The following is a 23,921-nucleotide window of genomic DNA, read 5'->3' on the forward strand; positions in this document are numbered from 1 at the left end:
CCCCCCGCCCGTTGATCAAGAAGTTTGCGTCAGCTCCGGCCCCCATCGTGACCGAAACTTCTTGATCACCGGGTGCGGAACGGGGTTAGGGGTTAGGCGTCTTCGTCGTCGGGGTCGTCCAGGCGGGCCAGGTAGGTTGCCAGGCGCTCGATGGGGGTTTCGAAGTCGGGGTTGAGGTCGACGAAGTCGCGCAGGCGCTCGCCTAGCCACTCCAGCGTGACCTGCTCTTCGCCCCGGCGCTCGACCAGCTCCTCGATGCCACGGTCGGTGAAGTACATCGCGTACGTCCTCGTGCTCGGCCCGGCTCGGGCCGGGCGGGTGGTGGGTGGTGGGTGGACCGACAGAGCGGGGCAGGACCGTGGTGAAACGGCCCTGCCCCGGCTTCCGTGCTCAGGTCAGGTCACGGGCGGGGGAGAGCCGCCTCGATCAGCGCGTTCTGCTCGACCTCGTGGGTCTTGGCCGAGCCGACCGCCGGGGCGGCCGCGGCCGGGCGGGAGATCCGCCGCAGCCGAACGTCAGTGAGGTGCTCCAGAAGGTTGAGCGCGACGAACGACCAGCCACCCTGGTTGGCCGGCTCCTCCTGCACCCAGGCGAAGTCCTCCGCGTTCGGGAACTGCGCGAGGGCGGCCCGGATCTCCTCCACCGGCAGCGGGTACAGCTGCTCCAGCCGGAGGATCGCGGTGTCGGTGACGCCGCGCTCCTGCCGGGCCTGGAACAGGTCGTAGTAGACCTTGCCGGAGCAGAGCAGCACCCGCTTCACCGACTCCGGCGCCGGAGCGGCCGTGTCGCGCAGCACCGTCTGGAAGGTGCCGGTGGTGAAGTCCTCCACCGACGAGACGCAGAGCTTGTGCCGCAGCAGCGACTTCGGCGTGAACACCACCAGCGGCTTGCGCTTGGGCGACAGGGCCTGGCGGCGCAGCAGGTGGAAGTAGTTCGCCGGGGTCGTCGGGATGGACACCCGCATGTTGTCCTCGGCGCACATCTGCAGGAACCGCTCCGGCCGGCCGGAGGTGTGGTCCGGGCCCTGACCCTCGTGGCCGTGCGGCAGCAGCAGGGTGATGGCGGAGCGCTGGCCCCACTTCACCTCACCGGACGAGATGAACTCGTCGATCACCGACTGGGCGCCGTTGACGAAGTCGCCGAACTGGGCCTCCCAGGCGACGAGGGCGTTGATGTTCTCCACCGAGTAGCCGTACTCGAAGCCCATCGCCGCGTACTCGCTGAGCAGCGAGTCGTGCACGAAGAACCGGGAGCGGTCGCCGTCGCCGGTGAGCGACTTCAGCGGCAGGTAGTCGTCGCCGGTGCGGGAGTCGACCACCGAGGCGTGTCGCTGGACGAACGTGCCGCGACGAGAGTCCTGCCCGGCGAGCCGGACGGTGACCCCGTCGTGCAGCAGCGCCCCGAGCGCGATGATCTCGCCGAAGCCCCAGTCGATGTTGCCCTCGACGGACATCTTGGCCCGCCGGTCCAGCAGCTGCTGGATCCGCTTGTGCGGGGTGAAGCCTTCCGGCAGGTTGACGTGCGCCTCGCCGATGGCCTTGACCACTGACGCGTCGGTGGCGGTGTCGACCTGCGGCTCCGGCTCCTCCTCGCGGCGCGGCCGGTTGAGCTGGCGCGGTGCCGAGGCGGCGTCCCGGGTGGCCTTGAAGACCTTCTCCAGCTGCGCCTGGTAGTCGCGCAGCAGCTCCTCCGCGTCCTCCACGGTGATGTCACCGCGACCGATCAGCTCCTCGGTGTAGAGCTTGCGGACCGAGCGCTTCGAGTCAATGATCTTGTACATCTGGGGGTTGGACATCGACGGGTCGTCGCCCTCGTTGTGCCCGCGCCGGCGGTAGCAGACCATGTCGATCACGACGTCCTTGTTGAACGTCTGCCGGTACTCGAAGGCCAGCCGGGCCACCCGGACCACTGCCTCCGGGTCGTCGCCGTTGACGTGGAAGATCGGCGCCTGGATCATCCGGGCCACGTCCGTGCTGTAGAGGCTGGACCGGCTGTACTCCGGGGCGGTGGTGAAGCCGACCTGGTTGTTCACCACGACGTGCACGGTGCCGCCGGTGCGGTAGCCGCGCAGCTGGGACAGGTTGAGCGTCTCGGCGACCACACCCTGCCCGGCGAAGGCGGCGTCACCGTGCACCGCCAGCGGCAGCACCGTGTAACCCTCCAGCTTGAGGTCGATCCGGTCCTGCTTGGCCCGGACGATGCCCTCCAGCACCGGGTCGACGGCCTCCAGGTGCGACGGGTTGGCCACCACCGACACCTTGACCGCGTGCTCGCCGTCGGGGGTGGTGAACTTGCCGTTCTGGCCCAGGTGGTACTTCACGTCGCCGGAGCCCTGCGTCGAGCGTGGGTCCAGGTGACCCTCGAACTCCGAGAAGATCTTCTCGTACGGCTTGCCGACGATGTTGGCCAGCACGTTGAGCCGACCCCGGTGGGCCATGCCGATGACGACCTCGTCCAGCCCGTTCTCGGCGGAGGACTCCAGCACCTCACCGAGCAGCGGGATCAGCGACTCGCCGCCCTCCAGCGAGAAGCGCTTCTGGCCGACGTACTTGGTCTGGAGGAAGGTCTCGAACGCCTCGGCGGCGTTGAGCCGGTTGAGCACGTGCTTCTGCTCGTCGGCGGACGGCTTCTCGTACTTGCGCTCGATCCGTTCCTGGACCCAGCGGCGCTCCTCCGGGTCCTGGATGTGCATGTACTCGATGCCGACGCGGCGGCAGTACGAGTCGCGCAGCACGCCGAGGATCTCGCGGAGCTTCATCCGCTGCCGGCCGGCGAAGCCGTTGACCGGGAACTCGCGGTCCAGGTCCCACAGGGTCAGCCCGTGCTGGAGGACGTCCAGGTCGGGGTGCTTGCGGATCTTGAATTCCAGCGGGTCGGTGTCGGCCATCAGGTGACCGCGCACCCGGTACGCGTGGATCAGCTCGTGCACCCGGGCGGTCTTGTTGATCTGACCCTCGGAGTTGACAGCGACATCGCGCATCCAGCGCACCGGCTCGTACGGGATGCGCAGCGCGGTGAAGATCTGGTCGTAGAAACCGTGCTCGCCCAGGATCAGCTCGTGCATCACCTTGAGGAACTCGCCGGACTGCGCGCCCTGGATGATCCGGTGGTCGTACGTGCTGGTCAGCGTGATGATCTTGCTGACCGCCAGCTCGGCCAGGGTGGCCTCGGACATCCCCTGGTAGGGGGCCGGGTACTCCATCGCGCCGACGCCGATGATCGCGCTCTGCCCCTGCATGAGCCGCGGCATCGAGTGCACGGTGCCGATGCCGCCCGGGTTGGTCAGCGAGATCGTGGTGCCGGAGTAGTCCTCCATGGTCAGCTCGTTGCGCCGCGCCCGTCGGACCACGTCCTCGTACGCCTGCCAGAACTGCCGGAAGTCCATCTGCTCGCAGCCCTTGATGGAGGGGACCACCAGGTTGCGGCTGCCGTCCGGCTTGGCGAGGTCGATCGCGATGCCGAGGTTGACGTGTGCCGGGCGGAGCACCGCCGGCTTGCCGTTGGCCTCGGCGAAGGAGTTGTTCATCTCGGGGTGCTGGACCAGCGCGCGAACCATCGCGTAGCCGACCAAGTGGGTGAAGCTGACCTTGCCGCCGCGCCCACGGGCGAGGTGGTTGTTGATCACGATGCGGTTGTCCACCAGCAGCTTGGCCGGGACCGCGCGCACGCTGGTCGCGGTGGGCACGCTCAGCGAGGCGTCCATGTTCTGGACGATCTTCGCCGCGACGCCCCGCAACGGTGTGGTCTGCGGGCCGTCGGCGCTCGGCGCGGCGGCCTTGGCGGCCGGCTTGGGCGCAGCGGTCTTCTCCGGTGCGGTGGTCTTCACCGGCGCGGCCTTCGTGGCCGGCGCGGCGGGCTTGGCCGGCGCCGCCTGGGCGGCGGCCGGCTTGCTAGCGGTCGCCGGCGTGGCCGGGGCGCTCGGTTGGGCGACGGTGGCGGCTGCCTCCGGCTGACCGTCCGGCTCCGGGGCGGCGGCCGGCTTGTCCGACGATTCGGCGCCGCGCGGGGTGCCCGCTCCCGGTGCCGGTCGGTAGTCGGCGAAGAAGTCGTGCCAGGCCGAATCGACGCTCGATGGGTCGGCGAGGTAGCGCTGGTACATCTCCTCGACGATCCACTCATTCGGGCCGAAACCCGCCAGTGGGTTCTCCTGCGAAGTCTGCTGGGTCGACACGGCCGGTAATCGCCTCTTTCACGCGGGTTTGTGTGGCACGCGGTGGGTCCGTCGCGCCCGATTAGGAGCACGGACTAGACGCCTCCCAGGCTACGCCGTACCGATCCCGCAGGCATTTCCGCCTCGGTCCCGTGGCCGGTTTCACAGAAGATGCCAGAAGTTCAGCAACGCCTGCGCGCACCGTGTCGAACTGGTAACACCCGGCCCGCGCACGGCCGGTCGCCGAGGGTGACGCCCGACCCCGGAGCGGCCAGCCTGTCACTGCCGCTCCGGGGTCGCAGACGCCATCAGGCGATGTCGCGGGTCGCAGACGCCATCAGGCGATGTCGCGCCGCCGGGTGAGCAGGACACCGGCGATTCCGCTGACCAGCGCGTAGCCGATCAGCACCAGGGCCCCGACCCACCAGGACGGTGTGAACTCCGAGGTGCCCTCCGTGATCATGACCTGGGATGCCACAGCGGGCCAGATGACCTGCCACTTGAGCACCGCCTGGCTGTCGAGCACGTTCGACAGGAGCAGGAACAGCAGACCTACCACCTGGGTGCCGATCAGGTAGAGCACCGCCGCCGTGATCACCGCACCGAGCTGGTTGGTGATCAGCGTGCCGATGCCCACCCCGAGGATCGTCCAGATGGCGTAGGCCAGCAGGTTGAACAACAGCGCCCGCTGCACCGGCCACTCGCCGAGCTGAGTGCCGTAGTCGTTCGCGGACAGGAAGATCGCGCCAGCGGCCAGGTCGATGAGCGTGGTCGCCAGCCAGAACATGAAGCCGAGCAGGCTGGCGGCGACGAGCTTGCTGACGATGACCGACGTACGCCGGGGAGTCGTCAGGAACGTCGTGGTCGCGGTCTGGTGGAAGAACTCGTTGGTGACCATCAGGATGCCGATGAGCATCACGAACATCAGCCCGAGGTACTGGCCCGAGGTGTAGAGGTTCGCCGCCTGCGCCGGCGCGGTCGCCTGCTCGGCGCTGACGCCGATGTCCTCGGCGTCGCCGCCGAGCGTCGTGACGGCCAACCACGCGTTGATCGCGAACGCCAGGGCGATCGAGAGGAACGCGCCGAGGGCCAGCCACCACCAGGTGCTGGTGGTACGGATCTTGAGTAGCTCGGATCGGACCAGGTTCATCGGATGCCCGCCTTTCCGGCCGTCAGCTCCAGGAAGACCCGTTCCAGATCGGGCCGTTCGGTGGTCAGTTCGTGCAGCTCGACCCCGGCCGCGAGGGCGGACCGGCCGATCGTCGGGGCGTCCACCCCGCCGACCAGCAGCACACCCTGCTCGTCGGTCTCGATGGTCGCCGACTGCGCCTTGAGGGCGGCGGTCAACGCCTCGGCCTGCGGGGTGCGGACCCGGACCCGGGCGCCCTGGGCCATCGACCCGAGCACCTGGTCGACAGGACCCTGCCGGACCAACTGCCCGGCCGCGATGATCACCACGTCGTCGGCGAGCAGCTGCATCTCCGACAGCAGGTGGCTGGAGACCAGCACCGTACGACCCTCGTGGGCGAGGTTCTTGAGGAACCCACGCATCCACCGGATGCCCTCCGGGTCCAGCCCGTTGGCCGGCTCGTCGAGGATCAGCACGCGGGGGTCACCGAGCATCGCGGCGGCGATGCCGAGCCGCTGCTTCATGCCCAGCGAGTAACCCTTGAACTTGCGCTTCGCCGCCGGGGTCAGCCCGACCAGGGCCAACGCCTCGTCGGCCCGCTGCTTGGGCAGCCCGGCCGCCGCGCAGATGACCCGGAGGTGGTTGATGCCGGTGCGGCCCTTGTGCGCGCTGGAGGCCTCCAGCACCGCGCCGACCTGCCGCAACGGGGTGGCGAGGTCGGCGTAGCGCTGGCCGCTGATGGTGGCCGTGCCGGCGGTCGGCGTGACCAGATTCAGCAGCATGCGCAGCGTGGTGGTCTTGCCTGCGCCGTTCGGGCCGAGGAAGCCGGTCACCCGTCCCGGCGCCACTGTGAAGGACAGGTTGTTCACCGCCCGGACGTTCTTGTACTGCTTCGTCAGACCGGACACCACGATCTGACCGTCGCTGGTGGGGCTTCGCTGCCCGTCAGTCATCGTTCTCCTCCCGTGTGTGGCGTCGAGGTACGCCGTGGCACAGCGTGACGGCCCGTGGCAACAAGGTCAATCAGGCGCGGTCGCTACGTTTGCCTCCGTCGCGGGGCGGACGCGACTCATCCCTGCGGACGACGGCCCGGGTTCAGCGGGCGATCCAGGTTGCCCGCGCCGCGCCGAGCAGCGACCCGTCCGGGCCGTACAGGCTGGTGTGCACCAGCGCCTTGCGCCCATCGACGCGGCGCAACGCCCCGGTCACCACGCACTCGTCGCCCGGCCCGGGCAGCGCCGCGACCTCGGCGGCGATCCGGCCCAGCAGGTACGGGCGGCCCGGCGCGAGCACCGCCCAACCACCGGGACAGTCCAGCGCGGCCCAGACCGTGGCAGCGCTGACCTGTGCGGGCGCGCGGAACGGCGCGGCGGTCCGGCCATCGGGCAGGCGGCCGGGGAAGATCCGCAGCCCGTCCGCCCGCTGCGGGCCGCAGACGTAACAGCTGGGAAACGGATGCTCGACCAGGCCGGGGTAGCGGGCCGCGGCGGCCACCGCCGTCTCCAGGTCGACAGGGGGTACGACGGCATCGATCACCCCGGCCGGGCGCACCTCGGCCACCAGCTCGCCGGCCGGGTCCCGGACCTCGCCGTCGACCAGGATCAGCTCGGTGTCCAGCGGTGGTGGCCGGCGCAGGGTCACCTCGACCGGCCCGCTGCCGTCCGCCTCGGCGGCGAAGATCCCGGCGCTCCAGCCGCCGTTGCCGGAACCGGCGGGCCCGTTGTAGCGGGTTTCGATGCGCATCGTCGACCTCCGGTGGTGCGTGTCGGCGCCGTCGCCGGCCTGGTCCGGCAGCCTCGCACGCTCTGCGCCGGGCGTCGCTAGCGGTCTCGCCTGCCGGCGTTCATCCGATCGACACCGGTGGTCCCCGTGGATGGCAACCCGGGCACCTACACAGATCCCATGGCCGTTCTGCATGCCGCTGGCGCACCCCTGAAGACCAGCGGATACACCCTGCTGATCGCCGACGACCCCACCCAGGTCGCGGCCGCGCAACGCCTGCGCCACGAGGTGTTCGCCACCGAGCTCGGCGCCACCCTCCTTCCCGGCGAGGCCGGGTTGGACGTGGACCCCTTCGACGCGTACTGCGATCACCTGATCGTCCGCGAGGACAGCACCGGCGAGGTGGTCGGCACGTACCGGCTGCTGCCGCCGGGGCGTACGACCCGGCGCTACGCCGAGGACGAGTTCGACCTGAGCCCGCTCGACCCGCTCCGCGACGACCTGGTCGAGGCGGGCCGGTCCTGCGTGCACCCGGACCACCGCTCCGGCGCGGTGATCAACCTGATGTGGGCCGGCATCATCCGGTACCTGCACCTGCGCGGCTCCCGATGGCTCGGCGGCTGCGCCTCGGTGCCGGTGGCTGACCGCGGGCGGACGGTCGCCGAGGTGTGGACCCAGGCCCGGGCCCGGCACCTGTCGCCGCCGCCGCTAAGGGTCCGTCCGTTGCGGCCCTGGTTCACCGAGGCGGCTGCCGCCGGCCCGGTCGCCGCAGCCCCGGCCGGGCGGGTGGCGGTTCCGCCGCTGCTGCGCGGCTATCTCCGGCTCGGCGCGTGGATCTGCGGCGAGCCGTCGTACGACAGCGACTTCGGGTGCGCGGACTTCTACGTCCTCTTCTCCCTGGACCGGATGAACCCGCGCTACCTGCGGCACTTCCTCGGCGGTGAGCAGCGGTGACCGCGGTGTCGCGCGACCTGTGGCGGCCCTCCTCGGGCTGCGGCGACGACTGTCTGCCGGGGGCCGGCGAGGTGCCCACGGTGCCGGTGGCCCGCCAGGTACTCCGGCTGGTCGCCGCGCTCGGCATGCTGCTGGCAGGGATCCCGGTGGTGGCGCTGCTGCCAGTGCTCCCCACTCGGGAACGGCGGGCGCTGCTCAGCGGCTGGGCGCGGGCCACCGCGCGCGCCTTCGGCGTCCGCCTCGTGGTTCGGGGTCGGTTGCCCCGGCGACGCGCGCTGCTGGTCGCGAACCATGTCTCCTGGCTGGACATCCTCGCGGTGCTGGCGGTCGCGCCCACCCGGATGGTGGCGAAACGGGAGATCCGCTCCTGGCCGGTGGTCGGTCTGCTGGCAGCGGCGGCGGGCACTGTCTTCGTGGACCGCGCCCGACCTCTGGCGCTGCCGAGGACCGTCGCCCGGGTCGCCGAGGCGCTGCGCGCCGGGCGGTCGGTGGCGGTCTTCCCGGAGGGTACGACGTCGTGTGCCGGGATCGGTTCCACCGACTGCCGCCCGGGGGGTGGGTTCCGGCCCGCGACGTTCCAGGCGGCCATCGACACGGGCAGCCCGGTGGTCCCGCTGCGGCTCACCTATAGCTGTGCGGCCACCGGGTCGACCACGACGGCCGCCGCCTTCCTCGGTGCGGACACCCTGCTGCGTTCGGTGGCACGGGTGGTCGCGGCGCGGGATCTGGTGGTCTCGGTGACGATCGCCGCCGCGCTGCACCCGGCCCGTGACGCCGACCGGCGGTTGCTGGCCCGGGCCGCCGAGTCGGCAGTACACCTGGTGCCGACGGCGGGCGCCGTGGCGCGGGCCCGTCTGCGGCCGGTGCCGACGGTGACCCCAGCCGTTTCCGCGCCGGCTCCGCTTGCCGATCGGGAGCTGGACCTGGCGGCCTGAGGGGAGCACGCCGAGCGTGCCGGCGACCAACTCGCAACCTGTGTTGTGGTGTCGCGATGTATCGCGTTACAGTCTCCTCCTGTTCGGCGTGCCTCCCGCGCGTCGTCGAGAGGGGGATGCCATGGCCGGATGGACTGTCGAGAGCCCACAACGGCTCAGACTGGACGCTCCGGTCGTCCGCCTGGACGTTCGACTGATCAGTGGGCGGCTCAACGTGGTCGCCACCGACGGGCCGACCCGGATCGACGTGACCCAGGTCGGCCGTCGGCCGGTCCTGATCGACCACACCGACGGTCGGCTCAGCATCCGTCAGGAGCGCGGTCGGGGCTGGTCGGACGTCCTGCGCTGGTTCCGGATGATCCACCGCTATCCCCGGGTGGACGTCTCCGTCGCCGTGCCCGCCGACGTCCTCGCCGACCTGGGCCTGGTCGCGGGCTCGCTGGTCGCCTCCGGCCTGCGCCGGCAGACCACCGCCAACGTCGTCGCCGGCCAGATCACCCTGATGGGGCTGCGCGGCAGCACCTCCGCGAAGCTCACCTCGGGGCCTGTGGAGGCGCTCGGCGTCCGCGGCGACCTCACGGTGGAGACGGTCTCCGGGGAGGTGATCCTCGCCGACAGTGCCGCCGACCGGGTGCGGGCGCAGACCGTCTCAGGTCAGATCACCTGTGATTTGGACAACCCCCGGCGTAGCGAGATCCGGTTGACCACCATCTCGGGCAGCATCACCGTCCGGGTCCGTGCGGACAGCGACCTCGCCGTCCAGCTGAACACCGCCTCCGGCCGGATCACCAGCGGCTTTCCGCAGCTGCGCACCTCGACGTTCCCACTGCCCAGCAGCGAAGGGGTGCTCGGCGCGGGCGACGGTAAGCTCTGGGCTTCCGCGACCTCGGGGAGCATCGCCCTGCTCGCCCGAGCCGTCGACGACGATGCAGAGGAGCTGCCGTGACCGCCGTGTTCAGCCACGGGCGGCTCCGGCTCTACCTGCTCAAGCTCCTCGACGACGGCCCGAAGCACGGCTACGAGCTGATCCGCCTGCTGGAGGACCGTTTCCTCGGGCTGTACGCGCCCAGCGCCGGCACCATCTACCCCCGCTTGCAACGGCTGGAGGTCGAGGGTCTGGTCAGCCACACCGCGGCCGGCGGCCGCAAGACGTACGACATCACCGACGCCGGCCGGGCCGAGCTGCGCCAGCGGGCCGGTGAGCTGGCCGCGTTGGAAACGGACATCGCGGCCTCCGTGGCGGACCTCTCCAGCCTGGCCGGCGAGATCCGCAGCGAGGTACGCGGATCGGCACGCGACCTCAAGCGGGAGTTGAGCGAGGCCACCCGGCAGACTCGGCGGGCCCGCTGGGAGGCGCCCGCGCCGCCGCCCCGGCCGGCGTCGACCACCGGGCCGCAGGCCGAGCTGCTCGACGAACTCGACAAGCGGCTGGCCGCGTTCACCGCCGAGGTGGGCCGGCTGATCCGCGCCCGACAGTTCAGCGACACCCAACTTCGCACAGCGATCCGGCTGCTCGACGGCGCCCTCGACGGGCTGCGTCGCCTGCTGCGCTGACGGGCGTCGCCGGGCGTCGGCGACTCACAGCCTTTTTGCAGGAAGCGTCCAGCGCTGGCGCAGTGACGTCACCGATGATGGGCGCATGCCCGCTACCCAGACCGAGGCGCGACTGCTTGTCGTCGAGGACGACCCCAACATCCTCGAACTGCTCTCCGCGAGCCTGCGGTTCGCGGGCTTCGACGTGGCCACCGCGACAAGTGGGAGCGCGGCGCTCAACGCCGCCAAGGACCACCGGCCCGACCTGGTGGTGCTCGACGTGATGCTCCCCGACCTGGACGGCTTCGAGGTCATCCGGATGCTCCGCGAGGGCGGCACGCGTACCCCTGTGGTGTTCCTGACCGCCCGGGACGCCACCGACGACAAGATCCGTGGGCTGACCCTGGGCGGCGACGACTACGTCACGAAGCCGTTCAGCCTGGAGGAGCTGACCGCCCGGATCCGCGCCGTGCTGCGCCGCACCACCACCGGCGAGCAGGCCCCGTCCCGGCTCACCTTCGCCGACCTGGAGTTGGACGAGGAGACCCACGAGGTGCACCGGGCCGGCCAGCGCGTGCAGCTCTCGCCTACCGAGTTCAAGCTGCTGCGGTACCTGATGCTCAACGCCAACCGGGTGCTGTCCAAGGCGCAGATCCTCGACCACGTCTGGAACTACGACTTCCGGGGCGACGACAACATCGTCGAGTCCTACATCTCGTACCTGCGGCGCAAGGTCGACACCACCCAACCCCGGCTGATCCACACTCTTCGCGGCGTCGGGTACGTCCTGCGCAAGCCGGCGGCGTGAACGCGGTCCAGCAGGCGAAGGGACGGGTACGCAGCGTTCCACTGCGGGTGAAGCTGGTCACCTCGGTGCTCGCGCTGGTCGCCGTCGCGCTTCTGGTGATCAGCTCGCTGACCGCGTACTTCCTTCGCAACTACCTGGAGGGCCAGGTCGACGGGCAGGTCCGGTCGACAGCCCAGGGCCTCGGCCAGGTGCTTCTGAAGCTGCGCAGCGGTGAGGTCGGCGCGTTGCTGCCCAGCGACTACGTCGTGATCGTGGCCGACGAGCGGCGGGTGTACGACCCCCTGTACGACAAGCGCAACTTCGACCCCGCGCAGCTACCCACGTTCCCCGCCAGCCGCAAGGACTTCGAGGCGGCGGAGGGCGAACCGCGCACTGTCGTCTCACACGATCGCCTCACCCGGTGGCGGGTCTACTACGCGGCTCAACCGGACGGGTCGGTGCTGGCAGTGGGTCAGCCGCTGACCGAGGTGGACCGGGCGGTGAAGCAGCTCGTCTGGATAGACCTCCTGGTCGGTGGCGCAGTGCTGATCATGCTGGCCTCGGTCGGCGCGGCGATCGTCCGGACCAGCCTCAAGCCCCTCGTCGAGATCGAACAGACCGCCGCGGCGATCGCCGGCGGTGACCTGACCCGCCGGGTGCCCGACCCGGAGGAGGGCCAGGCCGAGCCGACCTCGGAGCTGGGCCGGCTCTCCCGCGCGCTGAACGCGATGCTCACCCAGATCGAGGCGGCGTTCACCGCCCGAGCCGCGTCGGAAACCTCGGCCCGGTGGGCGGAGAGCGCCGCCCGGGACGCCGCCGCCGCCGCTCAGGCGTCCGAGGCGCGGGCCATCCGCTCCGAGGAGCGGATGCGGCAGTTCGTCGCCGACGCCTCGCACGAGCTTCGGACGCCGCTCACCACCATTCGTGGCTTCGCCGAGCTGTACCGGCAGGGTGCGGCAAGTGCGCCGGAGCAGACCGCCGGCCTGCTGCGCCGGATCGAGGACGAGGCGGCCCGGATGGGGCTGCTGGTGGAGGATCTGCTGCTGCTCGCCCGGTTGGACATGGAACGGCCGCTCTCGCTGACCCCGGTGGAGCTGCCGGTGCTCGCCTCCGACGCGGTGCAGGCGGCGCGGGCGATGGCGCCGGACCGGCGGATCGAGCTGGAGATCGCGCCCGAATCCGGCCCGCTCGTCGTCTCCGCCGACGACGCCCGGCTGCGGCAGGTGATCGGCAACCTGGTCACCAACGCGCTCACCCACACCCCACCGGAGGCCGAAGTCCGGGTACGGCTGCGCGCCGAACCGGGTGACTTCGCCGTCGTGGAGGTGGTCGACACCGGTCCCGGCCTCTCGGCCGAGCAGGCGGAACGGGTCTTCGAACGGTTCTACCGGGCCGACGCGGCCCGTACCCGGCGGGCCGACGGCAACACCGGCACCGGCCTCGGCCTGGCCATCGTGGCGGCGCTGGTCGCCGCCCACCACGGCTCGGTCGAGGTGGCCGAGACGCCCGGCGGTGGTGCCACCTTCCGGGTTCGGCTGCCGTTGCTGCCACAGGTCGACGGAGCGGGCGAGTGACTTTCAGCCAACTTCCAGGACGGTTCCAGGTTGATTGCAGTGCGGAGGGAGAAGGTAGTCCCATGACCGAGTTCGAGTCCGACCCGCAGCGCCGGCCGGCCCCCACCGACGCCGAGCCGTCGCACCCCACCGCCGAGCTGCCGCGAGACGAGCGCGCGCAGTCCGACTCCCCGACCACTCCCGTACCGGTCGTCTCGACCGGCGGCGACCCGACGGTCGCCTCCACCACCGGTGACGCGGAGGCCACCGCCGTCACCCCGACCGCCGCGCCGGTCGGGTACCCCGGTTCCGCCGCGCCCGCCGGTCAGCCGGCCGCCGCTCAGCCGACCGGATACGAGCCGTCGACCGGCTACGAGCGTCCGGCCGCCGCCGCGTCCGCGCCGCCGTACCCGGTCTCCGGTCACCCGGCGCCCGGCCAGCCCGGCTACCCGCAGCCGGCCGCCGGCCACTACCCAGGTGCCCAGTGGTACCCGGGTCAACAGTCCGGCTGGGCCGGCGGGGGCCAGCCGGGCATGCCGTACGCCCAGCACCAGCAGCACCCCGGGCAGCACGCCCAGCACCCCGGACAGCACCCGCACCACCCCGGCCAGCCGGTCCCGCCGTGGGGCCCGCAGGTCGCGCCGCCCGGCAGCGGCCCCCGGCCGGGCCGGATCGCCAAGTTCGCCGGTGCCGGTGTCGCGGTGTTCGCCCTGATGCTCGGTTCCGGTGTTGCCGGTGGGGCGCTCGCGCTCGCCCTCGACGGCGACGGTGGCGGCATCACCCGCACCTACTCCGCAGCTCCCGTGATCAATGGCGCCGACCTGCCGAAGATCGCCGCGTCGGTGCAGGACAGCGTCGTATCGATCACCACCGGCAGCGGTGAGGGCTCCGGGGTGGTGCTCAGCGCCGACGGGTACGTGCTGACGAACAACCACGTTGTCGCGTCCGCCGCCGGCGACGCCGTGCGGGTGGTCTTCGCCGACGGCAAGACCGCCGACGCGAAGATCATTGGCACCGACCCGAAGACCGACCTGGCAGTGGTGAAGGCCAACGGGGTGAGCGACCTCAAGCCGGCCAAGTTCGGCGACAGCGACGCCATGCAGGTCGGCGACCAGGTGCTCGCTTTGGGCAGCCCGCTCGGTCTGCAGGGTTCGGTGACCTCGGGCATCCTCAGCGCCCGGGACCGCACCATCCGGGCCGGTGAGGGTCAGCCGCAGGACCCGACCCAGCAGCAGGGCCAGCCGGTCAGCTCGATCTCCGGCCTGCTCCAGACGGACGCCCCGATCAACCCCGGCAACTCCGGTGGCGCGCTGGTCAACACCCGGGGCGAGGTGATCGGCGTCAACACCGCCATCGCGACCTCCGGGCAGAGCACCGGCAACATCGGTGTCGGGTTCGCCATCCCCAGCAACAAGGCCAAGGACGTCGCGGGCAAGCTCCAGCGTGGCGAGAAGGTCAGCCACCCGTCGCTCGGAGTCGGCGTCAACCAGGCCGAGGGCGGCGGCGCCCTCGTCGCGTCGGTCACCCCGGGCAGCCCGGCGGAGAAGGCCGGCCTCCAGCGCGGCGACGTCGTCACCCGGTTCGGCGACAAGCCCGTCAACGACTCGGACGACCTGGTCGGCGCGGTGCAGGCCGGCAAGGTCGGCGACCGGGTCGAGGTCCAGTTCAAGCGCAACGGTGTCGAGAAGACGGAGACCGTGACGCTCGCCGAGACGTCCTAACCAGCTATGTGAAACCTGCTTCCTTCCTCCGGCGGCGGGTGGCGGGGCCGAGGGGGTCGGCTCCGTCACCCGCCGCTCTTTTCCGCCCAGACGGCGGTTCACCCGGATCGGGTGAACCGCCGTCACCCGTTTGCCCGGCAGGTTCGGAGGGCGACGACCGGAACCGGGGGTGAGGTGCCATGACCGAGGTGGTGGGTGTCCGCGACGACCAGCGGATCCAACGCGACGTTCTGGCCGAGCTGGCCTGGGACGCCCGGCTGCGACCGAACGAGATCGGGGTGACAGTCGACCAGGGCGTTGTCACCCTGACCGGATTCGTGGACGGTGCCGCCCGCGGCTGGGCCGCGACGCGGTGCGCGCAGCGGGTTCGCGGCGTACGGGCGGTGGCCGACGAGATGGAGGTGCGGCTGCCCGGCACTCCGGGGCGTACCGATGCCGAGGTCGCCAACGCCGCCACCCGCGCCCTGGAGTGGGACAGCTTCGTGCCCGCCGAACGGCTGGACGTGACAGTGGCGAACGGCTGGCTGATGCTGCGCGGTGAGGTCGAGTTCGGATGGCAGCGGCGGGCCGCCGAGGGCGAGGTGCGCCGGCTCGACGGCGTACGCGGGATCACCAACCTGATCGAGGTACGACCCGCGGCGCCACCGGATGCCGAACGGCTGCGGCGCGACGTCCAGCGGGCGTTGCTGCGCACGCTCGGCGGCGAGCGGGTGAGCGTCGAGGTGGACGGCGACACGCTGGTCCTCGCGGGCGTGGTCCGTTCCTGGTGGGAACGCGATCAGGTCGAGCGGGTGGCGTGGTCCGCGCCCGGGGTGCGGGTGGTCCACGACCAACTCCTGGTGGGCGGGTGATCGTCCGCCATGTCCGGTTTACCTGGGACGCCACCGGGAAACCGCCGCCGACCGGCGGTGCCGCCGCACCGGGGAGCAACGGGGAGGACTCGTGGCCGTGAACCACTCGCCTGCGGGCCGCCCAGAGGAGCGGTCGCTGCGCATCGCGATGGTGGTTCCGCCGTGGTTGTCCGTGCCGCCGCCTGGCTACGGCGGCCTCGAACAGGTCGTCGCCGCCCTGGTGGACGCGCTCTGCGGGCAGGGGCACTCGGTGACCCTGTTCGGCGCCGGAGGTGACCACGGCACGGCGGCCGACGGCTTCGTCTCCACAGTGGCCGAGGTGCAGTACGAGCGGCTCGGCGAGTCACTGCCCGAGCTGGCCCACCTGGCCCGGGTGAATCGGCTGATCAGCCCCGCCGACTTCGACGTGATCCACGATCACACCACCATCGGTCCGCTGGTCGCCGGCCGTCGGGCCGTGCCGACTGTCGCGACGGTGCACGGCAACCCCGTCGGGGAGTACGGCGACGTGCTGAGCGACATCGACGCGGGCGTCGCACTGGTGGCCATCTCGCACGCCCAGCGCCGGCTGAACCCGAACCTGCCCTGGGCCGGCACCGTGCACAACGCGCTCGACATCCGCGGCTTCCCGCGCAAGCACACGCCCGGCGCGGGGCCGGTGCTGTGGCTGGCCCGGTTCAGCCCGGACAAGGGCCCGGACACCGCCATCCGCGCGTGCCGGGCGGCCGGACTGCCCCTGCTGTTGGCCGGCAAGTGCAACGAGCCGGCCGAGCGCCGCTACTACGAGCAGGTCGTCGCGCCGATGGTCGACGAGGACGTGACAGTCGTGCTCAACGCGGACCGCGCGACGACGCTGCGGATGCTTGTCGACGCCCGCTGCCTGATCATGCCGATCCAGTGGGACGAGCCGTTCGGCATGGTGATGCTGGAGGCGATGGCCACCGGCACCCCGGTGGTGGCTCTCAACCGGGGTGCGGTGCCGGAGCTGGTGCGGCCGGGGCTGACCGGGCTCGTCGTCGAGCGGTCGGAGGAGCTGCCCGCGGCGTTGCTCGAGGCGGAGCGGCTCGACCCGGAGGACTGCGTGGCGCACGTCGCTGGGAACTTCTCGGTCGAGCGGATGGCGAGCGGCTACGCGGATGTCTATCGGCGCTTCGCCCTCGGTCGGCACGGCGTCCGTGAACCGGCCCGGGTGCCGGTGCGCTGACCCGCCGGTGTCGCCGGGTCAGGCCCCGGTCGCGCCCAGCTCGGCGATGGCGGCGTCGAGCCGAGAGGCGTACGCCGGGCTGATGCCACCCTCACCGAGACGGACGGCGACCTTCGCGCGCAGCCGGGCCACCGGCGGCGCCAGCTCTTCGCGGCCGGAGCTGACCGCCACTGTCAGGTTGCGGAGCTCGTTGCGCAGGTCGAGGGCCACGTCGTCGCGGATCTCGCCGGCGCTCAGGCCGGCGCCGATCAACCTGTCGACGCGGTTCGCGACCTCGGTCAGGGTGCCCGGGTTCGAGGTGGGCGCACCGGTGGTCGGCTTCGTCGACGGCGCCGGGGTCGGCGGGGTCGACGTGATCGGCGGGGACGACTCGGGGGCCGGCGGGTCGGTCGACGGTGTCGTGACCGGCCCGGCGGAGGGCTGCGCCCGGCGGGTCGGCTGCTGTTCGGGTAGCAGGGCCACCCCGGCCAGTGTCACCCCGACGGCCAGCACCAGCAGCAACACCAGCCGCCGCCGCGACCAGCCCGACCCGGTCGCCGGCTCGCCCGCGCTGGAGGAGGTTCCGCCGTCCGACGTGTCTCCGTCCAGTCGTGCCGCCGCCGGGACGCTGGCCGTGGCGACGGCGGGCGACTGCTGTGGCAGGGGCTGGGTGGGCACCCGGATGGTCGCCGTCGGGGGCTCGGCGGGCAGCGCGTGGTCGCGGAGCGCGGTGGCGACCTGCCGGGCGGTCGGCCGATCGGCAGGGTTCCGGGCGAGGCTGCGCAGGCAGATCTGGGCCACCGGTGCGGGCAGGTCCGGTAGGTCGGCCAGCGTCGGCGGCGGTCCAGTGGCCAGCGCGGCGCTGAGCTGCTCCCAGGTGTCCGCCGGATACGGAACCCGGCCGGTGAGCGCCTCGTGCAGCAGCACACCGAGCGAGTAGACGTCGGTGGACGGTTGGGCCGGCGCGCCGTCGAGACGTTCCGGGGCGACGTACGCCGGGGTGCCGAAGGTCTCGCCGTCCTCGTCCTCGTCGGGCGCGCCGATCCGGGTGGCGATGCCGAAGTCGAGAACCTTGACGCCCGTCCCGGTCATCATCACGTTGGCCGGGGTGATGTCCCGGTGCACGATGCCGAGCCGGTGCGCGGCGGCCAGCGCGTCCGCCACCTGCGCGCCCACCTGGACCGCCTCGGTCCACGGCAACGGCCCCTCGGTGAGCCGTAGCTTCAACTCCTCGCCGCTGAGCAACTCCATCACCACGAACGAGGTGATCGAGCCGTCCGGGTCGACCGTCTCGCCGTAGTCGTGCACCGAGGTCAGGTGCGGGTGCACCAGTTGGGCGGCGGCCCGTGCCTCCTCGCGCACCATGCCCCGGAACCGCGCGTCGGCGGCGAGTGACGGAGCGAGCACCTTCAGCGCGACCACCCGGTCCAGTACCTCGTCCCGGGCACGCCAGATGACCGACATGCCACCGGCGCCGATCTGGTCCAGAAGTCGGTATCTGCGAGCCAGTAATCGGCCCGGATGCAGCGCTGCCTTCAACGATCGCACCTGCCTCAGGGGTGGGAGCGGTATCAGGTTGCGCGAATGCGTCCTGCCTGTCAACGCCGTCGCCACCGGCCGTCGACGGACGGTGCCTGCCGTGCGCCGACCGCCGGTCGACAGCGGCCCACCGGGCGGCTGCGGGCCCGTGCCAGGATGAGAGACATGGCGGGGGGACCGGTGGCGTTCGTGCTCGGCGGTGGTGGAGTGCTCGGCGCGGTCGAGGTCGGAATGTTGCGTGCCCTGTTCCGGGCCGGTATCCAACCCGACATGGTCCTCGGCACCTCGATCGGCGCGGTCAACGGCGCGCTGGTCGCCGCGGACCCGTCGGAGGCGGTGACCGACCGGCTGGTCCGGCTCTGGGCCTCGCCGGAGGCGAGCGAGGTGTACGGCGACTCGGTCGCCCGGCAACTGCGCCGCTTCGCCGCCCGTACCCACCTGCACTCACCCCGGCCGCTGCGCCGCCTGCTCGAGACCGAGCTGGGGGTGGACACCACCTTCGCCGACCTGCGGGTGCCGTTCCGGTGCTGCGCCGCCCACATCGAGCGGGCCGCCGAGCACTGGTTCGACAGCGGTCCGGTGGTGCCGGCCGTGATGGCGTCGGCCTCGGTGCCGGGCCTGCTTCCGCCGATGGAGATCGACGGCGCGCACTACGTGGACGGCGGCATCGTCAACTCCATCCCGATCGGCGAGGCGGTGGCCGTCGGCGCCCGCCGGATCTACGTCCTCCAGGTGGGTCGGATCGAACGGGAGCTGACCCCACCCCGTCGGCCGTGGGAGATCGCGCAGGTCGCGTTCGAGATCTCCCGCCGGCACCGCTTCTTCCGGGAGTTGGCGGCGCTGCCGGAGGGGGTGGAGGTGCACGTCCTGCCGACCGGCGGGCTCAACCCGCGCGACGACACGCCGTGGGCGTACCGGGACATGGCGGCGGTGGGCCGGCGGATCAGCCGCGCGTACACCGCCTCCCGGCGCTACCTCGCCACCCACCTGGAGAGTTGATGTCGCTGCCTCCCCGGTGGCTGCGTCGGCTGCTGCTCGCTCCCGCCGTCGTGTTGCTCGCCTTCCTCGTGGTCACCACGTTGCCGATCTGGGCGCTGCTCGCCGCAGCCGCGTCCCCGCTGGTCCCCGGCCGGTTGCGCCCGCTGCGACTGCTCTGGATCGGCTGCTTCTACCTGGTCTGGGACGCCGCCGCGCTGCTCGCGCTCTTCCTGCTCTGGGTCGTCTCCGGCTTCGGCTGGCGGGCCCGGTCCCCGGCCTTCCAGCGCGCGCACTACGTGCTGGCCGGCTGGTTCCTGCGGGTGCTGTTCTGGCAGGCACGCTGGACACTGCGCCTGAGCATCGACGTGGTGGGCACCGACCCGGACACCGCGCTGCCCGGCCGGCCCGAGCTGGTGCTCTGCCGGCACGCCGGGCCGGGCGACTCGTTCATCCTGATCCACGGGCTGGTCAACTGGTTCCACCGCGAGCCACGGATCGTCCTCAAGGACAGCCTCCAGTGGGATCCGGCGATCGACGTGCTGCTCAACCGGCTGCCCAACCGGTTCATCGCGCCGACCCCGGAGCGCGGCGAGGAGACGGTACGCCAGGTCGGGCACCTCGCCACCGGCCTGGACGACAACGACGCGTTCGTGATCTTCCCCGAGGGTGGCAACTTCACCCCCAGGCGACGGCTGCGCGCCATCGCCCGCCTGCGCTCCCTCGGCCTGGAGAGGATGGCCCTACGCGCCGAGCGGATGCGCCACGTGCTCGCCCCGCAACCCGGTGGGATGCTCGCCGCGCTGGACGCCGCACCGGACGCCGGGGTCATCTTCGTCGCCCACACCGGTCTGGACCGGATGCTCACCGTCGCCGACGTGTGGCGGGAACTGCCGATGGACAAGCGGATCGTGATGCGGTTCTGGTCCGTGCCGCCGGAGGACGTACCGACCGGACGGCAGGAACGCATCGACTGGCTCTTCGATTGGTGGGCGCAGATTGATGCCTGGATCGCCGCTAATCGGTAAATGTCCGCGTAGGGTGCGGGCGTGGACGAGATCTGCGTGGTGACAACGGTGGTGGACGCGCGTTCGGTCGCCGACGTGCTGGCGGCTGCGGCCGTCGCCGGCAGGCTCGCCGCCTGCGCCCAGGTTGGTGGTCAGGTGGACAGCACCTACTGGTGGCGGTCCGGGATGGAGACGAGCACCGAGTGGTCGGTGCAGTTCAAGACCGCACCGGATCGGCTCACCGCGTTGCTGGACCAGATCCGGGTCAGCCACCCGTACGAGGTGCCGGAGATTCTGGTGTCCAGGGTGGAGAGCGGCAACCCCGACTACGCCACCTGGGTGTACGAGCACACCCGATCCTGAGTACGCGCACTCTGGGTCGTACCCCGGTCGGTTGTCGATGATGACCGGGTGGACGACACCCGTTACCCCTGCCCCGCCTGCGGTGCACCGGCCGATCTGAGCGCTGGTTGCTCCGGCTGCCGACGCGCGCCCGACCCGATCGCCGCCGAGGTGGTTCGGCTGAGCCGGGAGGTGGCCGAGCTTGAGCCGCAGGTGGAGCGGGCTCGCCGCGCGTACGCCGAGCTGGCCGGGCGGCTGTCGACAGTGTCCGGGCGGCGGGCCAAACTGGCCGCCGTCGTCCGCGCCGGGGTGGCGGCCTCGGTCGTGGCGCGCCAGGCGCCTGTCGTCGGCCCGGCGCCGTTCATCGGTCCGGGCCCCGGGGTCGCCACGGGTTCGCGGCCGGGTGCGGCGGAGACCTCGACCCGCACGGTCCAGGGTCTGCTCTTCGTCCTCGGTGGACTCCTGCTGGGCACCGCGGCGGTGGTGTTCACAGCGGTGGCCTGGGCGGCGGTGGGGGTCGCCGGGCGGGCGTTGATCCTGGTGGCGTTCACAGCGCTCGCGCTCGGCGTACCGCTGCTGGCGGTCCGGCGGGGGCTGCGCGGTACGGCGGAGACGTTCGCCGCGGTGGGATTGCTGCTGGTGGTGCTGGACGGTTACGCGGCCTGGTCGGTGGACCTGGCCGGCGTGACCGGCTGGCCGGGCAGCCGGTACGCCGCGCTGGTCGGGGGGGCCAGCGCGGCGGTCGCCGTGGCGTACGGCCGGTGGAGCGGGTTGACGGGGCCCTGGTTCGCCGCCCTGGTGGCCGTCCAGCCGGCGTTGCCGCTGCTCGCTGCCGAGGCCGGGCTGGGCGCGGCGGGGTGGGCGTTGGTACTGCTCGGGGTGGCGTCGCTGAACCTGGCCGTGCTGGCCGCGCTGCGTGGCCGGGGAGGGGCGGCGCAGCTCGTCGGCCGGGTGTTGGCCGGTGCCGGTCACGTCGCCGCGCTGGTGGGTGCCTCGGCGTGCGCGATGGTGCCGCTGGTCGCTGGGCGGGCGGGGGGCTCGCCACTGCTGGCCGGGGTGCCGCTGTTGCTTGTCGCGTTGACCGGGTTCGGTGCGGCCTGGCTCGTCGGGGGGCGGGCGCTGCGGGCGGTGGCGGCCGGGTTGCTGGTGCCGGTGCTCGCCGCCGCCCTGCTGCGTCCGGTGGCGGAGCTGCGGCCGTCAGTGCTGCTGCTCGCGGCGGCGACGGTGGCGCTGGCGATGGCCGCCGCCGTGCGGTTCCTGCCGGTGGTGTCGGTGGTGGACGGTGGCGGGGGTTGGCGGGCCGGCGCGCTGGTCGTCGCGGCGGGTACGGCGCAGGTCACCGCGTTGATCACCATCGGGCTGGCGGTCGCCTCCGTCGGCCGGTCGCTGCCGCCCTGGGGCGGTGCCGGGACCGGGCTCGACCTGAGCTGGGGTTGGCAGCTGGCACCCGCTGTGGCACTGGCGATCGGTGCCACGGTGCTGCTGCTCCCTCTGAATACGCGGGCGGTGCTCGCCACGGCCGGCGCGGTGGCGGTGCTCTTCGCCGTACCCGCCGGCTGGTCGGCCTCCTGGCCTCAGGTGGTGGCCATCGACCTGGTCGGCGGGGTTGCGCTGCTGCTCGCCGTGCTGGCCCGCCCGGGTACCCCATCGGTCGCCCTGCGCACCCGCGCGCTCGGCGGTGCCGTCCTGCTCGGGCACGGGCTGCTGGTTGCCCTGGCCGCGCCGACCGGTGCCCTGGTGGCGCTCGGCGCGCTCGCCGTGGTCGGGCTGGCACTGGCCGTCCGGCGGGGGGCCGGCGCGTACCGGGAGGTGGCCGGCGTGGGTCTGCTGGTCGGGCAGCTCGCGCTGCCCGGGATAGCGGCGGTGGCGATGTTCGCCGCGGGCGAGCCGCCCTGGTGGCAGGCCCGGCTCGCGCTGGCCGCCGCCGGGCTGTCGCTGGTCGCGGCGCTCGCGGCCCGCCGCCAGCGGGTGGAGCTGATCGGGTACGCCGTGACCGGCGCCGTCGCGGCGGTGACAGTGCCCGGCCTCGCGCCTCTGGTAGGGGCGGGTGACGAGCCGCTCGTGCTGTACGCGGCGCTGGCCGCGCTGGGTGTCACGTTCGTCGCCTGCTGGCTGCCGTCGGCGAGCGCCCCCGGCCAGGCGGCCCTCGGGGACCGGTCGGCGGCCCACGGGCGCGAGTCGGCCCGGTCGGCGCTGTTGCTGGCGGCCGGCGGAACGCTGGCGGTGGTCGCCGTCCTGGCGGCCCTGCCGACGGTGCTGACCGCGCTCGGGTCGCCCTACGGCGGCGGGAACCGGGTGTGGTCGGGGGTGTCCACTGTCGTCGCCGACCCGACGGTGCTCCCGGTCGGGTTCGCGCTGCTCGTGGTGGCGGTGGCCGGCGCGCTGGCCGGTCGGCGGTTCGGCCTGCCGGTGCCACCCGCGCTGCCGTTCGTCGCGGCGGCGCTGCCGGTGCTGCTCATCGCGATCGGCGCGCCGTGGCCGATGCTGCCGGCCGCCGTTCTGCTCGCCGGCCTGGCGGCGCTGCTGTTCACCGCGCTGGCGGCGGCCCGCCCGGCGCTCACACCGGTCGCCGTGCCGGTGGGCGTGGTGCTGGTGGCCTCCGGTGTGCTCGGTCTCCTGGCCACCCGCGCCGGGACGCTTGCCGCCGAGGGGGCGCTGCTGGTGGCGGCGGTCGCGATCGCCGCCGGGGCGCGCCGGTTCGAGGTACGGGTCGCCGGCTGTCTCGCCGCCGTGGGCGCGGCGTCCGCGTTGGCGGTGACCGCCCCGCTCGCCGGTGGGCTTCCCTTGCGGGCCGCCGCGTACCCACTGCTGACGGTGGCCGCGTTGGTGCTGGCCGCCGCGGCGGTCACCCCGGCGCGGGTCCGGCTGGGACGGGTGCTGGACGCCGCCTCGCAGGCCGTCGCGCTGGTGGCGGCGGTGCTCGCCGTCGAGGCGGCGCGGCACCTCGCCACCGTCTGCGTGCTCTGGGGTGTCGCCGTCGCGCTGCGGCTGCTGCGTCGGGGCGAACCGGCCGGTCGGCGGTGGGCGTTCGCCGGGATCGCCGCCGGCAGCGAGTTGCTCGGGGCCTGGGTGCTGCTGGCCGCCGGTGGGGTGACGGTGCTGGAGGCGTACACGCTGCCGGCCGCGGCGCTCGCCGTCGGGGCGGGCCTGTTGGCGTTGCGCACCCGCCCGGGGCTGACCAGCTGGCCGGCCCTCGGCCCGGGGCTGGTCGCGGCGTTGCTGCCCAGCCTCGTGTCGGTGCTGGCCGGGGCGGACCCGCAGCCCTGGCGGCGACTGCTCCTCGGCGTGGCGGCGACCGGCGCGGTGCTGGCCGGCGCGACCCGCCGGTGGCAGGCGCCGGTGCTGCTCGGCGGCGGGGTGTTGACGTTGTTGGCGCTGCACGAGCTGGCCCGAGGGTGGGATCTGCTGCCCCGGTGGATCTACCTGGGAATCGGCGGGCTGGCGCTGGTCGGACTCGCCGCCACCTACGAGCGGCGTCGACGTGACCTGGCTCGACTGCGCGCCGCGGTGGGCCGACTGACCTGAGTCGAACCATTAGGG

The 23,921-nt window shown here is 72.5% G+C and carries 19 protein-coding genes; 13 read left to right on the forward strand and 6 right to left on the reverse strand.

All coding sequences use genetic code 11. From position 1 onward, the window contains the following. Positions 1-92: 92 nt before the first annotated feature. The 5 genes from OG992_RS26000 to OG992_RS26020 all read right to left on the reverse strand — a co-directional run bounded on the left by OG992_RS26000 (position 93) and on the right by OG992_RS26020 (position 7,022). Complete coding sequence (locus OG992_RS26000) at positions 93-278, reverse strand: DUF6104 family protein (protein ID WP_030490374.1); 186 nt, start codon at positions 276-278, stop codon at positions 93-95. A 122-nt stretch (positions 279-400) separates the two neighbouring features. Beyond that, positions 401-4,171, reverse strand: coding sequence for a multifunctional oxoglutarate decarboxylase/oxoglutarate dehydrogenase thiamine pyrophosphate-binding subunit/dihydrolipoyllysine-residue succinyltransferase subunit (locus tag OG992_RS26005; RefSeq protein WP_266304511.1), 3,771 nt, complete (start codon positions 4,169-4,171; stop codon positions 401-403). Between the two features lie 316 nt (positions 4,172-4,487). After that, positions 4,488-5,300 (reverse strand): ABC transporter permease, encoded by an 813-nt coding sequence (locus OG992_RS26010; protein ID WP_238687419.1) that lies wholly within the window; start codon positions 5,298-5,300, stop codon positions 4,488-4,490. Continuing rightward, positions 5,297-6,232 (reverse strand): ABC transporter ATP-binding protein, encoded by a 936-nt coding sequence (locus OG992_RS26015; protein WP_091406038.1) that lies wholly within the window; start codon positions 6,230-6,232, stop codon positions 5,297-5,299. Before OG992_RS26015 ends, OG992_RS26010 begins: the two co-directional genes overlap by 4 nt. Positions 6,233-6,374: 142 nt before the next feature. After that, the gene (locus OG992_RS26020; RefSeq protein WP_266304512.1) at positions 6,375-7,022 is read right to left on the reverse strand and encodes a hypothetical protein; all 648 of its coding nucleotides are present in this window, start codon (positions 7,020-7,022) and stop codon (positions 6,375-6,377) included. 159 nt (positions 7,023-7,181) lie between these two features. On the opposite strand from OG992_RS26020, the gene OG992_RS26025 reads away from it, so the two are divergent. The 9 genes from OG992_RS26025 (at position 7,182) to OG992_RS26065 (ending at position 16,539) form a co-directional block, all read left to right on the forward strand. Further along, positions 7,182-7,955, forward strand: a complete 774-nt coding sequence (locus OG992_RS26025) for a GNAT family N-acetyltransferase (RefSeq protein ID WP_238687417.1) — start codon at positions 7,182-7,184, stop codon at positions 7,953-7,955. Beyond that, the gene (locus tag OG992_RS26030; protein ID WP_266304513.1) at positions 7,952-8,890 is read left to right on the forward strand and encodes a 1-acyl-sn-glycerol-3-phosphate acyltransferase; all 939 of its coding nucleotides are present in this window, start codon (positions 7,952-7,954) and stop codon (positions 8,888-8,890) included. Before OG992_RS26025 ends, OG992_RS26030 begins: the two co-directional genes overlap by 4 nt. Positions 8,891-9,011: 121 nt before the next feature. Next, positions 9,012-9,836 carry a DUF4097 family beta strand repeat-containing protein gene (locus OG992_RS26035; protein ID WP_266304514.1) on the forward strand — a complete coding sequence of 275 codons (825 nt, stop codon included), beginning with the start codon at positions 9,012-9,014 and terminating at the stop codon, positions 9,834-9,836. After that, a complete protein-coding gene (locus OG992_RS26040) occupies positions 9,833-10,444 on the forward strand; it encodes a PadR family transcriptional regulator (RefSeq protein WP_266304515.1) in 612 nt (203 codons plus the stop codon). The genes OG992_RS26035 and OG992_RS26040 overlap by 4 nt, the downstream gene beginning before the upstream one ends. A gap of 85 nt (positions 10,445-10,529) precedes the next feature. Further along, complete coding sequence (locus OG992_RS26045; RefSeq protein ID WP_030336721.1) at positions 10,530-11,231, forward strand: response regulator transcription factor; 702 nt, start codon at positions 10,530-10,532, stop codon at positions 11,229-11,231. Then, positions 11,228-12,784, forward strand: coding sequence for a HAMP domain-containing sensor histidine kinase (locus OG992_RS26050; protein WP_238687410.1), 1,557 nt, complete (start codon positions 11,228-11,230; stop codon positions 12,782-12,784). Before OG992_RS26045 ends, OG992_RS26050 begins: the two co-directional genes overlap by 4 nt. A 62-nt stretch (positions 12,785-12,846) precedes the next feature. After that, positions 12,847-14,484 (forward strand): trypsin-like peptidase domain-containing protein, encoded by a 1,638-nt coding sequence (locus tag OG992_RS26055; protein WP_238687409.1) that lies wholly within the window; start codon positions 12,847-12,849, stop codon positions 14,482-14,484. Between the two features lie 179 nt (positions 14,485-14,663). Further along, positions 14,664-15,335: a BON domain-containing protein gene (locus OG992_RS26060; RefSeq protein ID WP_238687408.1), complete on the forward strand. Its 672-nt coding sequence runs from the start codon at positions 14,664-14,666 to the stop codon at positions 15,333-15,335. 148 nt (positions 15,336-15,483) lie between these two features. Further along, positions 15,484-16,539 (forward strand): glycosyltransferase family 4 protein, encoded by a 1,056-nt coding sequence (locus tag OG992_RS26065; RefSeq protein ID WP_238687479.1) that lies wholly within the window; start codon positions 15,484-15,486, stop codon positions 16,537-16,539. 18 nt (positions 16,540-16,557) lie between these two features. Here the strand turns inward: OG992_RS26065 and OG992_RS26070 are convergent, their stop codons facing one another. Beyond that, positions 16,558-18,066 carry a serine/threonine-protein kinase gene (locus OG992_RS26070; protein WP_266304516.1) on the reverse strand — a complete coding sequence of 503 codons (1,509 nt, stop codon included), beginning with the start codon at positions 18,064-18,066 and terminating at the stop codon, positions 16,558-16,560. A 156-nt stretch (positions 18,067-18,222) separates the two neighbouring features. Here OG992_RS26070 and OG992_RS26075 point away from each other — a divergent pair, with 156 nt between their 5' ends. Genes OG992_RS26075 through OG992_RS26090 form a run of 4 tightly spaced genes read left to right on the forward strand, consistent with a single transcriptional unit; the run spans position 18,223 to position 23,906 of the window. After that, positions 18,223-19,056 (forward strand): patatin-like phospholipase family protein, encoded by an 834-nt coding sequence (locus tag OG992_RS26075; RefSeq protein ID WP_238687406.1) that lies wholly within the window; start codon positions 18,223-18,225, stop codon positions 19,054-19,056. Then, positions 19,056-20,060, forward strand: a complete 1,005-nt coding sequence (locus OG992_RS26080) for a 1-acyl-sn-glycerol-3-phosphate acyltransferase (RefSeq protein ID WP_238687405.1) — start codon at positions 19,056-19,058, stop codon at positions 20,058-20,060. The genes OG992_RS26075 and OG992_RS26080 overlap by 1 nt, the downstream gene beginning before the upstream one ends. A gap of 21 nt (positions 20,061-20,081) precedes the next feature. Further along, on the forward strand, positions 20,082-20,402 hold the full coding sequence (gene cutA, locus OG992_RS26085; RefSeq protein WP_091406014.1) for a divalent-cation tolerance protein CutA: 321 nt from the start codon (positions 20,082-20,084) through the stop codon (positions 20,400-20,402). Between the two features lie 48 nt (positions 20,403-20,450). Continuing rightward, the gene (locus tag OG992_RS26090; RefSeq protein ID WP_266304517.1) at positions 20,451-23,906 is read left to right on the forward strand and encodes an SCO7613 C-terminal domain-containing membrane protein; all 3,456 of its coding nucleotides are present in this window, start codon (positions 20,451-20,453) and stop codon (positions 23,904-23,906) included. The last annotated feature ends 15 nt before the right edge of the window (positions 23,907-23,921 follow it).

The organism is Micromonospora sp. NBC_00362 (assembly GCF_026342155.1).
GTDB classification, from domain to species: Bacteria; Actinomycetota; Actinomycetes; order Mycobacteriales; family Micromonosporaceae; genus Micromonospora; species Micromonospora hortensis.